Annotated in this window: 15 protein-coding genes; all 15 read right to left on the bottom strand. The window is 38.4% G+C overall.

Going from position 1 to position 12870, the window contains the following annotated elements; all coding sequences use genetic code 11:
- Positions 1-2 precede the first annotated feature (2 nt).
- Complete coding sequence (locus IW16_RS07985; RefSeq protein ID WP_262485510.1) at positions 3-857, bottom strand: transketolase; 855 nt, start codon at positions 855-857, stop codon at positions 3-5.
- Between the two features lie 106 nt (positions 858-963).
- Positions 964-1482 (bottom strand): hypothetical protein, encoded by a 519-nt coding sequence (locus IW16_RS07980; RefSeq protein WP_034741923.1) that lies wholly within the window; start codon positions 1480-1482, stop codon positions 964-966.
- Between the two features lie 47 nt (positions 1483-1529).
- Entirely contained in the window at positions 1530-2219 is a 690-nt protein-coding gene (locus tag IW16_RS07975; protein ID WP_034741920.1) for an SGNH/GDSL hydrolase family protein, read from the bottom strand.
- A 102-nt stretch (positions 2220-2321) separates the two neighbouring features.
- Positions 2322-3881, bottom strand: coding sequence for a sodium:solute symporter (locus IW16_RS07970; RefSeq protein WP_034741915.1), 1560 nt, complete (start codon positions 3879-3881; stop codon positions 2322-2324).
- A 110-nt stretch (positions 3882-3991) separates the two neighbouring features.
- Positions 3992-4279: a GNAT family N-acetyltransferase gene (locus IW16_RS07965; RefSeq protein WP_034741912.1), complete on the bottom strand. Its 288-nt coding sequence runs from the start codon at positions 4277-4279 to the stop codon at positions 3992-3994.
- A 1-nt stretch (position 4280) separates the two neighbouring features.
- Positions 4281-4676, bottom strand: coding sequence for an OsmC family protein (locus IW16_RS07960; RefSeq protein WP_034741909.1), 396 nt, complete (start codon positions 4674-4676; stop codon positions 4281-4283).
- The gene (locus IW16_RS07955; RefSeq protein WP_034741906.1) at positions 4676-4894 is read right to left on the bottom strand and encodes a (4Fe-4S)-binding protein; all 219 of its coding nucleotides are present in this window, start codon (positions 4892-4894) and stop codon (positions 4676-4678) included. The genes IW16_RS07960 and IW16_RS07955 overlap by 1 nt, the downstream gene beginning before the upstream one ends.
- Before the next feature lies 1 nt (position 4895).
- Positions 4896-5474 carry a TMEM175 family protein gene (locus tag IW16_RS07950; RefSeq protein WP_034741903.1) on the bottom strand — a complete coding sequence of 193 codons (579 nt, stop codon included), beginning with the start codon at positions 5472-5474 and terminating at the stop codon, positions 4896-4898.
- Positions 5467-6006 (bottom strand): NADPH-dependent FMN reductase, encoded by a 540-nt coding sequence (locus IW16_RS07945; RefSeq protein ID WP_034741900.1) that lies wholly within the window; start codon positions 6004-6006, stop codon positions 5467-5469. The genes IW16_RS07950 and IW16_RS07945 overlap by 8 nt, the downstream gene beginning before the upstream one ends.
- Before the next feature lie 24 nt (positions 6007-6030).
- Positions 6031-6930: a pirin family protein gene (locus tag IW16_RS07940; RefSeq protein ID WP_034741897.1), complete on the bottom strand. Its 900-nt coding sequence runs from the start codon at positions 6928-6930 to the stop codon at positions 6031-6033.
- A 58-nt stretch (positions 6931-6988) separates the two neighbouring features.
- Entirely contained in the window at positions 6989-7300 is a 312-nt protein-coding gene (locus IW16_RS07935) for a GNAT family N-acetyltransferase (RefSeq protein ID WP_034741894.1), read from the bottom strand.
- Positions 7301-7514: 214 nt separating this feature from the next.
- Complete coding sequence (locus tag IW16_RS07930; RefSeq protein WP_034741892.1) at positions 7515-8390, bottom strand: pirin family protein; 876 nt, start codon at positions 8388-8390, stop codon at positions 7515-7517.
- Between the two features lie 149 nt (positions 8391-8539).
- Entirely contained in the window at positions 8540-9943 is a 1404-nt protein-coding gene (locus IW16_RS07925) for an MFS transporter (RefSeq protein ID WP_034741890.1), read from the bottom strand.
- A gap of 139 nt (positions 9944-10082) precedes the next feature.
- On the bottom strand, positions 10083-10895 hold the full coding sequence (locus tag IW16_RS07920; protein WP_034741888.1) for a hypothetical protein: 813 nt from the start codon (positions 10893-10895) through the stop codon (positions 10083-10085).
- A gap of 288 nt (positions 10896-11183) precedes the next feature.
- Positions 11184-12854, bottom strand: coding sequence for an asparagine synthase B (gene asnB / locus IW16_RS07915; RefSeq protein WP_034741884.1), 1671 nt, complete (start codon positions 12852-12854; stop codon positions 11184-11186).
- Positions 12855-12870: the final 16 nt, after the last annotated feature.

Genomic DNA, 12870 nt, shown 5'->3' with positions numbered 1-12870 from the left:
TATTAGTAATCAGCCGGAGCTTCTAAGTATAATTGCTTAAACGCTGTGTCAAGCTGCTCATCATTTGGAGCCTTTCCGTGCCATGCATGGCTGCCCATCATATAATCTATACCGTAACCCATTTCTGTGTGAAGAATGATTGCTACTGGTTTTCCTTTTCCTGTTTCAGTTTTTGCTTTCTCAAGGATCGCAACTACCGCTTCAAGGTCGTTACCGTTTTTCTCTTCTAAAACAGTCCATCCGAATGCTTCAAGTTTAGCATGAAGATCTCCTAAAGGCAATACATCATCTGTGTCACCATCAATCTGTCTTCCGTTGTAGTCAATTGTTGAAATAATGTTGTCAACTTTCTTACCCGCAGCGTACATCAATGCTTCCCAAACCTGACCTTCCTGAAGTTCACCATCACCGTGAAGAGTGTAAACAAGAGATTGATCTCCGTCTAATTTTTTACCCTGAGCTACACCAAGTGCTACAGAAAGTCCCTGACCAAGAGATCCCGAAGCGATTCTGATACCCGGAAGACCTTCATGAGTAGTAGGGTGTCCCTGAAGTCTTGAATCTAGTTTTCTGAAAGTTTTCAGTTCTTCTACCGGGAAAAAGCCAAATCTCGCTAACGTAGAATAGTAAACCGGCGAAATATGCCCGTTCGAAAGATAAAAATGATCCTCATTCTTACCCTCCATTGTGAAAGGAAGATTGTAATTCATAACCTTTCCATAAATTGCTGTGAAGAATTCTGTACAGCCTAAACTTCCGCCCGGGTGTCCTGAATTTACAGCGTGAACCATTCTTAAAATGTCTCTTCTGATCTGCGTAGTAAGAGATTTTAACTCTTCGATACTTTTACTCATTATATCTGATTTATTTGCACGCGAATTTACAATTTTTTAACGGCTTACGGAAATGCAAAAATCCGGATTGATGATCCGGATTTAGAATTATTTCAGGGAAATACTGATTTTAACAGCCCTCGTTCAGGTATACTGATATTTGAGTAATGATGTTGTTTACAAATTTAAAAGAAAGCTGTGTTCCTGCATCAAGATCTTCCAAAGTGAAATATCCCGTATCCTTAAGACGCTTTTCACCCTTGTCATCCCACGCAGGATGCACCGTAAAACTAGGATAATTTCTATAGGCGTTGATCAGATCATCCTTGGTATTTCCGATCCCGATTCCACTTTTTGTTTTGAACATTTTACTGCTGGTGGTAAGTCCCATAATACTCACAGCATTGGGCTTAGCTTCACTGATATAAGCTTCATAAACATCGATAAGGATCAACTCACCATTATGTCTTACATTATTTTTGATATGTCCGTCCGTTATTTTCAATTGTATACCGGCTGTCTTCTCGCCTTCTGCTCTTTCCATGAATATTTTATAAGGTCCCATTCTCAAAGTGGAAACCTCAAAATCCTGAGCTTGGATAAGTCCGAATGTCAGTGTAAATAAGAAAAGTGAAATAATCTTCTTCATAATAGGTATGGTGGTTTTTTTGGATTCTGAGGAGTATATGGTACTCTTTATTTTCTTCCCAATGCTTGATGAACAGCATTCTTAATAATAGGTTCCATGATGGCATATCCCGCGGAATTGGGATGGATGCCATCACTTGAAAGGCCTTCACGCATACCTCCCTTTTCATTACGCATTACCGTATTGTAATCGGTGAAAGCCAGTTTATGGCTGTGCGAATACTGTTTTAATTTACTGTTTAAGGCATCCACTTTCTGCGCCACATCAGTGATCTCCTTACGCCACGGAAATGAGGCTGCCGGCAGAACAGACGCTATAATCACTTTAATGCCGTTGCTTCTGGCAATGTCCGCCATTGCTTTGATATTGTTAAAGGTAAAGTCAGGGTTATAAGCGCCTGCATTTTCCGCAATATCGTTAGTGCCGGCATTGATGACCACTAGCCTGGGTTTTAAAGCTACGACGTCATTTTGGAACCTTAAAAGCATCTGTGATGAGGTTTGTCCGCTGATTCCTCTACCCACATAATTATTTTCAGAGAAAAACTCCGAATGGCTTTTTACCCATCCTTCAGTAATGGAATTTCCCATAAAGACCACATCAACTTTTTTCTTTGTATTGACAATAGCTGAATTGTCATCTCTGTACTTTGCAAGATTAGCAAAATCAACAGCACTTTGGGCGCTGACTAATTCACCTAAGAATAAGCCAATGGCAAGGAATATTGACAGTTTCATCCGGGTAGTTATTTTTATAGATTATTATACAACAAGGTAGAGAACCGCTGAAGATGTAAGAGATCATCAATGGCTTTACCAAAATTTAAAATGGGCTACTGATCAGACTACTTTTAAATACTGCTTGTTCTTCACCAGCCAAAGCCCTATGAAAGTAAGCAGTCCATTAAGAATAATCAACTCCACACCAATTCTGTAATCGGTGTAAGTGGTAACAGATAAATTGATTAAATACGTTAAAACAGGTGCTAGCAAGGTAACCACAAGAATTGAATATTTTCTTGAAATTTGAAATTTGGTAAAAATTCCAAAAGCAAATAATCCTAAAAGCGGTCCATAGGTATATCCGGCAATTTCCATGATCAGATAAACGATTGATTTATCATTCATTGCTTTAAATACCATAATCAGTATAAAGAAAACGACAGTGAAAATTAGGTGAACTTTCATACGAAGATGTTTCTTTTCTTTTTCTGTTCTGGTTTTATCTTCGTTAAGATTAAGAAGATCGACACAATACGAACTTGTCACCGCAGTCAGTGCTCCGTCTGCAGAAGGGAATAATGCCGAAATCAATCCAATGATAAAAATAACAGAAATTACCATTGGGAAATGTCCCTGCAGTGATAATGCCGGGAAGAGGTCATCTCCCATAATATTTTTAATATTTCCTGATGCATCTTTGAATCCGAAAATATTGGTTACCGTTTCAGACTTTGCCAATCCATATTCTGCACCGTTCTGTAAAGCAAAAAGATACAGCAAACCTCCTAAAAATAAAAAGGCAAGATTCACAAAAAGGAGGGTGCCGGCAAAAGTCAGCATATTCTTTTTTGAATTCTGAAGATTATCAACAGAAATGTTTTTTTGCATCATTTCCTGATCCAGTCCGGTCATCGCGATCGTTATAAATATTCCTCCTAAAATTGTTTTAAGGAAAAACGTTTTGGAGTTAGGATCAAAATTGATAAAATGAGTATAGTTTTTCTGTTCTAAAATTGTGTAGGCTTCACCAAAAGAAAGGTTTAGGTTTGATAAAATATAAACGATACAGGCGATCAGACTGATGATCATAAAAGAAGTCTGCAGGGTATCTGTTATCACAATGGTTTTCACGCCTCCCTCGAAAGTGTATAAAAGAACCATCAGTAAAAGGACAAGGCCGGTAACCCAAAACGGAACTCCTAAACCTTCAAGCAAAAATATCTGTAAAACATTAACGACTAAATACAATCTTGCGGTAGCACCAATAGCTCTGGAAATGATGAAAAATATTGAACCGATTTTGTGAGCTTCTACATTAAATCTTTTTCCTAAATAAGTGTAAATAGATGTAAGATTCATCTTGTAATATAGTGGGAGCAGGATGGCTGCCACAATAAAATATCCGATGAAAAAGCCAATCACCATCATATAGTATTCAAAGCCTCCGAAAATGTATTCAGTGCCTGTCATTTTTCCAACAGTTCCCGGAACAGAAATAAAGGTAACACCACTTAAGCTGGTTCCAATCATTCCGAATGCAACGAGCCACCATTTACTTTTCTTATTACCAATAAAGAATGACTGATTATCAGAATTTCGGCTTGTGAAATAGGAAATCACCAGCAGGCCGATAAAATAGATAAAGACAAATAGCAAAAGGATGGTTCCTGAGTTCATGCTGAAATTTTAAATTTTAGCAAATATAGTTTTTTTCTGTTCTGGTATAAAAGAAAAAGCCTTTCAGATGTTAAACTCTGAAAGGCCTGTATTTTAAGGGCAAAATAGGATCAATTTACTAATACATCCTGTAATTCCTCACTTTTTTGAAAACTTGCTTTGGCAAAAGGGCAAAGTGGGATGATTTTTTTGTTGTTTTTCCTGGCAAAGTCTACTGCAGCCAGAAGCATTTCCTTTCCTACTCCTTTTCCGTTATAGGCTTCTTCCACTTCGGTGTGGTCAATGATGAATCTTTCCTCTCCCGCCCAGGTGTAAGTCATCATTCCTGCGCGTTTTCCATCTATGAAAGCCTCAAAACTTCCGTGTTTCTCGTCGTTGTTTTGTTTTACTTCGGTCATATTATGAGAATTTTGTTAGTATTTCTATGTCGTTGGTTAATATTTTGTGTACAGGACAGGCATCGGCAATAGTATGCAGTCTTTTCATCTGCTCATCATCCAGAATGCCTTCAAATGTGATGTCTCTTTTGAATATAGCTCTTTTCGTTAAAGGGTAATTTTCAAGTTCTACCTCAACGCTGATGTTTTCCACATCCCATTCTTTTCTTTCAATATACATTCTTAAAGTAGCTGCAGTACAGCTTGCCAGAGATGTTGCTAAGATTTCCATGGGATTGAAACCTTTATTCTGACCGCCTTTGTCTATCGGCTCATCAGTAATAATCTGGTTTTCGCCGGCCGTTACCTCGGTGTAATATTTTGTTTTTCCTAAACTTGCTTTTACGGTTACCGCCATTATTGTTCTGTATTGAATTTATAACTTAATGCTCCTGACGGGCATAGGTCTATTTGGTTTTTAAGTTCTTCAGGACTTGCATTTTCAGCTTTTATCCAGGGTCTTTCTTTAGGATTATAGACTTTGGGAAGCATTTTTACGCAGACAGTCGAGTGGATGCACTTCTGAGGCTGCCAGAGGACAGTGATACTGCCGTTAGGATATTCGTGTGTTTCCATATTAATTTTCTTTAAGTGATTTTTCGATTCTCCGGTCCGGAATCAGCCATATGAGAGCCACGATATAATAAAAACCTATGGCAATATAAGGATAAAAAAATGAAACTGCGATTCCGAGAACATAAAATATAATCGATATATATTCTTTAAACTTTGAATTGATCGCTTCTTTTAACCTGGAATTTTCACCCTCATACCGAATGATCAGGTTCTCCAAAATAGTATAAGCGACCGCCGACATAATGAGACATATTCCGTAAGCAGCGACCGGATTCTCTGCAAATTGGGTGGTTCCTATCCATTCTGTTGCGATCGGCATCAGGGAGAGCCAGAACAACAGATGGAGATTGGCCCAGAGAATATTTCCATTTACTTTTTTTACAGTCTGAAACAAATGATGATGGTTATTCCAGTAGATTCCGACATAAATAAAACTGAAAATATAAGCGAGAAACCGTGGCAGGAGAGGTTTGAGGCTTGCCCAGCTGCTTCCTTCCGGAACCTTCAGTTCAAGGACCATAATGGTAATGATGATCGCTAAAACACCATCGCTGAAAGCTTCCAGTCTTCCTTTAGTCATTGGTTTTAATCCCGTTTTTAAAATTTTCTATTTTGTCTTTAAGCTCTTTCAGCATGTCCGGATTGATAACACCGCTTTGCAGGTCAAAAGTTTCATAAAACTTTGGAAGAGAGAAAGTGTCCTTAATATCTGCTGCAAACTGTGGAAAAAAGGTCTTGGCGGTATTCATTACATTACCTCCGCCGTAGCCTCCCGGAGAAGTACTCATCAGAAGCATTGGCTTATTTTGAAATACCTTCACGTTGATCCTTGACGACCAGTCGAAGATGTTTTTAAAAGCTGCACTGTAAGACCTGTTGTGTTCTGCGAGAGAACAGATGATCACATCACATTCTTCGATCTCTTTTAAAAAATGATGGGCTTCATCAGGAAACCCTTTTTTTTCAAGATCTACAGAAAAAACAGGCATAGTGAAATCATTGAGGTCAATCAGGTTGATTTCTTCATTTTGAAAATCTTTCAGAACAAACTTTACCAATTCCCTGTTGATCGAAGTAGAAGATGTACTTCCTGCAAATGCTAATATTTTCATGGCTGATAGATAAATACTGAAAATTTACTTTCTGTTTAAAATAGCCTTGGGAAGCGGAACGTATTCTTGGTCATCGCCAGGCACTAAAGGAAATGCATCATGATTCTGATCATTCCAGTTCACTTTCGCCTGATCAAGCATTTCTTTATCTGAATTTACAAAATTCCAGAATATGAAGCGCTCTTCATCAAAAGGCTCGCCTCCAAAAAGGTATACTGTTCCGTTTTCACTCATTTCGAATTCACAAAGCTTAGTATCTTTGGCGATCATCAGCTGTTTTGAACCGTAAGTATTTCCTTCTGTGGAAACCGTACCGTCCAGTACATACATGGCTGCTTCACCATAAAGATCCTTTCCGATGCTTATTTTCTTCGCTTCTTTTGTTTTAATTTCGATGAAGAATAATTTACTGTGAACCGGTACCGCTGACGTTCTTCCAAAGGCTTCTCCTGCAATCAGTTTATACTGAATGTCATCTTCTTCCCACACGGGAATTTCATCTGCTTCAATATGATGAAAAGTAGGCTCTGTTTGCTCCAGATGTTTCGGAAGGCCGACCCAAATCTGGAATCCATGAAGTCTTTTATCGCTGTGTCTCAGATATTCCGGTGTTCTCTCCGAATGGACTACACCCTTTCCGGCGGTCATCCAGTTAACAGCTCCCGGTTTTATTTCAACTGCACTGCCGATGCTGTCTCTGTGAAAAATAGATCCTTCCAAAAGATAAGTTAAAGTGGACAGTCCGATATGCGGATGAGGCGGAACATCAAGATTCTGATAATCCTTCAGTTCAGAAGGTCCCATGTGGTCGATAAAGACGAAAGGTCCAACCGCTCTTTTTTCACGGAAAGGAAGAAGTCTTCCCACCAGAAAATTTCCTATATCTGCTGCTTTTTCTTCTATGATAAGTCCGATATTCGACATAATAAGTAAAGTTTTGAATTCTGTTTTAAGTGAATGAAATAGATTTTTTTATGTCCGGCTACAGCTTGTCGTATCCTTCAAATCTTTCATCAACGATACGTTTCCACTCCGGGTGTTTCTTGATATAGGCAAAAACATAAGGACAAAATGGGAGAAGCTTTTTATCATTCTCTTCTATAAAGGCTAGCGTTTTTTCCACAACCGCAACAGCTGCACCGGTTCCTGCCAGTTCAGGCTCTGCTTCCGTGTGTATCAGAGCGATCTGATGACCCATTTCACGGTAGTCAATGAAGGCAAAATGTCCATTAACTTCTATTTCGAATCTTTTTCCTGTCTTTACAAGAGGTATATTTTCAAATTCTGGTTTCATAAATTTTGGTATTGTCTATAAGTCGGCGAATCGCAAAGACGGAACAAATATTGAATGTTTAGTGTTTAAAGATGTTTCCCAAACCTGTAAGGTTTAATTATCAGTCTTTAAAAAACATGGTCATCAATTGTTTCTGTCTTTGCGTTTCACTCAACATAATTATATAAAGTTAATAAAAAAGGAATAATGTAAGATTAAGATAAATTGAATTCTGTTAATCTTCCAGATAGCCAAACTTTCCGGTGTTATAATCTTCAAAAGCCTGCATAATCTCTTCTCTTGAATTCATTACGAAAGGGCCGTGAGGATAAATCGGTTCATTGATGGGCTCACCGCTGATGATCAATACAACAGCCTCTTCATGAGCTTCAATGCTAAATGTTTCACCTTCGTTTTTAAATAACACAAGATGGTCTGTTGCCGCTTTTTTGTCTCCGTTTACCGTAATGCTTCCTTCTATAACCAATGCCGCGGTATTAAAATTGGCCGGAAAACTGAACTCAGCTTTTCCTCCCGCCTTTAATTTAGCATTCATCATATGTAAAGGAGTGAAAGTTTCTGCCGGACCTTTGTGCCCGTTATATTCTCCTGCGATGATTTCTATAAGGCCGTTTTCACCTAAATCAACGCGTTCCATATCTGTATTTTCTATAGCCTGATATTTCGGGCAGCTCATTTTATCTTTCGCAGGAAGATTGACCCATAACTGGACCATCTGGAAAATCCCCCCTTTTTTGGACCATTCGGTTTCATGATATTCTTTATGAAGAACACCTTTTGCTGCAGTCATCCACTGCACATCTCCTTCGCCTATGATTCCGCCACCACCTGAACTGTCATGATGTTCTACTTTTCCCTGATAAGCTATCGTTACGGTTTCAAAACCTCTGTGTGGATGCACTCCCACACCTCTTGGTCTTTCCGAGCCGTTGAAATGGAATTTAGAATTGTAATCAAGCATGATGAACGGGTCCATTCTTTTCATGTCTAATCCCTGTACTCCCGGTATAAAATTATGAACCCTAAAACCATCCCCTACAAAATGTGCAGGTCTTGGAGATACTACGATTTCTACTTTTTTCGCTGTCATAATATTGTGAATTTTTATATAACAAAAGTACTGAAGCGTAGAATCAGGCGCATTGACCTGTGTTAAGTTCGTAAAAAGCTGAAAAAATAAGAAAGCTGAAAAAAGCAATTTACATCGTCGCTGTTCATCGGCTTAGAAAGTTCTTTCATCTAATCTTCTTTCGATTTCATATTCTTCCCGTCTGAAATATGGAGTCTTCTGAAGACAAAACCGGAGATGATGGTTAATATTCCCACAGTAAAGAAAGTATAGCGGAAAGCATTGTGAATCTCGCCTTCGATCAGGTCGGAATTTTCAAATAATTTTAAAACAATAAGTCCGAAAGCGATTCCAAATCCGATCGCCAGCTGCTGATTAACGGATATCAGGGAATTCCCGCTGCTGGTCTGGAAATTTCTCAGATCTGCAATAGAAATAGTATTCATCGAAGTGAACTGGATGGAATTGAAAAAACCTAATATAGCAATGATCGGGACAAACCAATACAGTGAAGTATGGATATCAGGAATGGCAAGAAGGCAGATCAGGGTTCCTATGATGAATGTATTGACCATTAAAGTCTGCCGGTAACCATATTTATCCAAAATTTTAATCACCGATGATTTTCCGAATATAGCCGTCAGAGCCATCGGAGCAATGATCCATCCGGAAGTCACCGCCGACTGTTTGTACGCGATCTGGATCATTAAGGGCAGCAATAACGGAACAGAGCTGATCCCCAACCGGGTGGCAAGGTTTCCTACAATACCTACACGGAATGTTCTGACCTGGAAAAGGTCTAATGGGAAAATAGGATTTCCTCCCCGTCTTGCATGTTTGTAATAATAGTAAAGGAATAAAAAGCCCAGAATAAATACAAAAAGGACAGGGCTTATATTCTGCATATCTCCAAAGAGTTCCAGTGAAATGGATAGCAGAAGCGATGCAGCAGCAAAGATTAAAAAGCCTTTTAAATCAAAATCAACATCAGTGGATTTGTAATCGGGCATATATTTTAATCCCAAAATGATTCCTAAAACTCCAATCGGAATATTGATGAGGAAGATCCAGTGCCATGAGAGATAATCCACCATATAACCTCCGACTAACGGACCAAGTACAGGACCAATCAATGCCGGAATGATGGCAAAGTTCATCGCTTTAAGCAATTCGCTTTTATCAAAGGTTTTAATCAAAGCCAGTTTTCCGACAGGGGTCATCAGACTTCCTCCAACCCCCTGAATAACCCTTGAAATAACCAAGTGGGTAAGATTCTGAGACATGGAGCAGAAAAGCGAACCTAAACTGAAAAGGACCAGTGAAAAAATAAATACTTTTTTAGTACCAAACCGGTCTGCGAGAAAACCGCTGGCAGGCATGAAAACCGCCAGAGTCAGAACGTAGCTGATGATGGCATTCTGCATATTGAGCGGAGATTCATGAAGATCCCTTGCGATGGAGGGCAGGGAAGTATTCAGAATTGTGGAATCCAGCATCTGCATAAATATCGCAGTTGCGAGAATAAGTGGAAGTATTTTTTTTACAGAGATCTGTTGCGGGCTTGTTTCTGTCATTCGGTGTAGACTGGAAATCTAATTATTTCCAGATTTATTTTTATTGAAAGAATTGCTGTTCTAAAACAGTCTGATCCTTAGATGAAGAATTTCATATAAAATTAAAAAAGTCCTGTGAATTTTCACAGGACTTTTCAATTTATTTTCTGGGTTTTTCTACTCCCTTCCATTCGGTGCCGGCTTTTCTGTACTGGCTTAAGATGAAAGTTTTGAAATCTTTTGTTTTATACTCGATGTTATCGGTGTTTTGTTCGAACGGCATGATATAGTAATAATCGACATCTGTTTTGTCTGACTTGTTCCCTTTTTTCACGGTTGGAACATATTTGGTGAATTTATAGCCTGGAAGATACTGTTTTAGTCTTACATAAAAAGCTTTGTCTTCTTTTTCATTAGGAATGATGTCTATAATATTTAAATCATCCTTTTTCTTATCGATCCACAGATAATAGGTTTTTTCTTCCCCTAAATTTCTGTTTAAAGAGTTGAAAGCAAACAGTTCTTTAGGAACCAGCTCCTTGATTTTCTCAGGATCTACTTTAGTATAGAACTGTCCTTTGGATGGATCAACATAAGTCTCAAGATTATACATCAAAACTGAATTGTTCTCAAATTTTTTGTTCTTAAAATATTGATTTAAAGATAATTCAGCAGTTGCTCTAAGTTCTTTTCCTCTATCATCCAATTTTTTGGTAGGATTCTGAGGATTTACTTTTTTTACGAATTCATATAAAACGATAGGTTTTACATCTTTAAGGTGAGGATACGTTTTAAGCTGCTCTGCTTTTACCAGCCAGTAAAACTGTTGGTAATAGTCATCCTTATCCTGATCTTTTACAGTCTTATAAGATAAAGCAAGCTTTTTTGAATTTAAGTATTTGCCATATTTTCCCTGTCCGAAAGCAAAACTGATGGATAGTAAGGCAAATAAAACAGTAAGATTTCTTCTCATTTTTTTATAATTGATATTTTCGTTGTCCAAATATAATTATTTCTTAGATATTATTTTTGATTGTCAGTTAAATTATATTATATTATTAACGTTTATTCAAAAGAAAATCCTGTATTGCTACAGGATTGATAATATTTTTAGGGTGAGAAGTTTAAGATTAGAAGGTAGTGATTAGAATTTATAATTAAAAGGGGAGTTATTTAAACTTCAGATAAGATCTGTTTCTAAAGCACTACAGCCCATAATAAATAATCTTCCGAAAATCAAAACTCTCATACCCGAAATTCACTACTCATAACTCGTTTCATGTACTTTCACTGCTCTTCCGCTTGGATCATTCATTTTTTTGAAGGCTTCGTCCCATTCTAAAGCGATCGGAGTGGAGCATGCTACTGACGGAACCGAAGGAACTGTTGCAGCTGCCGTTTCACTTGGGAAATGCTCTTCGAAAATAGTTCGGTAACGGTATTCTTCTTTATTTTGAGGCGTATTCAGTGGAAATCTGAATCTCGCGTTAGCCATCATTTCGTCACTCACTTCTTTTTCGGCAACCTCTTTTAAAGTATCGATCCATGAATAACCCACACCGTCTGAAAACTGTTCTTTCTGTCTCCATATAATAGATTCCGGAAGGATATCTTCAAATGCTTTTCTAAGTACCCATTTCTCGATTTTTCCTTCTGCAACGTTGATCATTTTATCTTTTGGGTTAACGGTCATTGCGATATCCATGAATTCTTTATCCAGGAAAGGAACTCTTCCTTCAATTCCCCAGCTCATCAAAGCCTTGTTAGCCCTTAAGCAGTCATATAAATGAAGCTTGCCAAGTTTTCTTACCGTTTCATCATGGAATTCTTTGGCATTAGGAGCTTTGTGGAAATACAGATAACCTCCGAAAAGTTCATCTGCACCTTCCCCGGAAAGAACCATTTTGATTCCCATAGATTTGATTACTCTTGCCAAAAGATACATTGGGGTAGAAGCCCTAATGGTCGTTACATCATAAGTTTCCAAATGATAAATCACATCTCGCACTGCATCAAGTCCTTCCTGCACGGTGAAATTAACTTCATGATGCACCGATCCGATATGGTCTGCTGCTTTTCTTGCTGCTGCCAGGTCCGGAGATCCTACCAATCCTACTGCAAAACTGTGAAGTCGCGGATACCACGCTTCCTGAGTATCTCCACTTTCAACTCGCTGTCTGGCAAATTTGGCGGTTACGGCTGATATCACAGACGAGTCCAAGCCTCCGGAAAGGAGAACACCATAAGGAACATCGCTCATCAGTTGTCTGTGAACGGCATCTTCAAGACCTTTTCTTATTTTTGAAATATCGGTTTCGTTATCTTTTACATTGTCAAAGCTTTCCCAGTCTCTAGTATACCATTGTTGAAGTTCAGTACCATCCGGACTGTATAGAAGATGTCCGGGAAGGAATGTTTCTATTGTTTTACAGATGCCTTCCAGTGCTTTTAATTCAGAAGCAACGTAATAGTTTCCGTTTTTATCCCATCCCTGGTAAAGCGGGCAGATTCCCATATGATCACGGGCGATCAGGTAAATTCCTTTCTCAATATCGTAAAGGGCAAATGCGAAAATCCCGTTAAGTTTTTCAATGAAATCTTTGCCGTACTTTCTGTAAAGAGCCAGGATGACTTCGCAATCCGACTGGGTCTGAAATTCAAAATCAGGAAATTCTTCTTTTAATTCTCTATGGTTATAGATCTCTCCGTTCACGGCCAGAACTACTTTTTCATCTTTGGTAAACAAAGGTTGTTTTCCTGAAGTAGGATCTACAATAGCAAGCCTCTCATGAGAGAAAACTACTTTTTCATCCTGAAATACACCGCTCCAATCCGGACCGCGGTGACGGATCTTTTTTGACATTTCTAAAACCTGAGGTCTTAATATTTCTGTCTTTTGTTTGGCATCAAACAAACATACTATTCCACACATATTGTTACTTATTTGA

Source organism: Chryseobacterium vrystaatense (assembly GCF_000737765.1).
Classification (GTDB): domain Bacteria; phylum Bacteroidota; class Bacteroidia; order Flavobacteriales; family Weeksellaceae; genus Chryseobacterium; species Chryseobacterium vrystaatense.
Note: the sequence above shows the minus strand (reverse complement) of the source record. Positions and strands in the feature narration are given on the sequence as shown.

Excerpts from the sequence above, each read along its gene's own strand:
- IW16_RS07980 (WP_034741923.1), bottom strand. The coding sequence starts at position 1,482 with ATGAAGAAGATTATTTCACTTTTCTTATTTACACTGACATTCGGACTT.
- IW16_RS07975 (WP_034741920.1), bottom strand. The coding sequence starts at position 2,219 with ATGAAACTGTCAATATTCCTTGCCATTGGCTTATTCTTAGGTGAATTA.
- IW16_RS07970 (WP_034741915.1), bottom strand. The coding sequence starts at position 3,881 with ATGAACTCAGGAACCATCCTTTTGCTATTTGTCTTTATCTATTTTATC.
- IW16_RS07965 (WP_034741912.1), bottom strand. The coding sequence starts at position 4,279 with ATGACCGAAGTAAAACAAAACAACGACGAGAAACACGGAAGTTTTGAG.
- IW16_RS07960 (WP_034741909.1), bottom strand. The coding sequence starts at position 4,676 with ATGGCGGTAACCGTAAAAGCAAGTTTAGGAAAAACAAAATATTACACC.
- IW16_RS07955 (WP_034741906.1), bottom strand. The coding sequence starts at position 4,894 with ATGGAAACACACGAATATCCTAACGGCAGTATCACTGTCCTCTGGCAG.
- IW16_RS07950 (WP_034741903.1), bottom strand. The coding sequence starts at position 5,474 with ATGACTAAAGGAAGACTGGAAGCTTTCAGCGATGGTGTTTTAGCGATC.
- IW16_RS07945 (WP_034741900.1), bottom strand. The coding sequence starts at position 6,006 with ATGAAAATATTAGCATTTGCAGGAAGTACATCTTCTACTTCGATCAAC.
- IW16_RS07940 (WP_034741897.1), bottom strand. The coding sequence starts at position 6,930 with ATGTCGAATATCGGACTTATCATAGAAGAAAAAGCAGCAGATATAGGA.
- IW16_RS07935 (WP_034741894.1), bottom strand. The coding sequence starts at position 7,300 with ATGAAACCAGAATTTGAAAATATACCTCTTGTAAAGACAGGAAAAAGA.
- IW16_RS07930 (WP_034741892.1), bottom strand. The coding sequence starts at position 8,390 with ATGACAGCGAAAAAAGTAGAAATCGTAGTATCTCCAAGACCTGCACAT.
- IW16_RS07925 (WP_034741890.1), bottom strand. The coding sequence starts at position 9,943 with ATGACAGAAACAAGCCCGCAACAGATCTCTGTAAAAAAAATACTTCCA.
- IW16_RS07920 (WP_034741888.1), bottom strand. The coding sequence starts at position 10,895 with ATGAGAAGAAATCTTACTGTTTTATTTGCCTTACTATCCATCAGTTTT.
- asnB (WP_034741884.1), bottom strand. The coding sequence starts at position 12,854 with ATGTGTGGAATAGTATGTTTGTTTGATGCCAAACAAAAGACAGAAATA.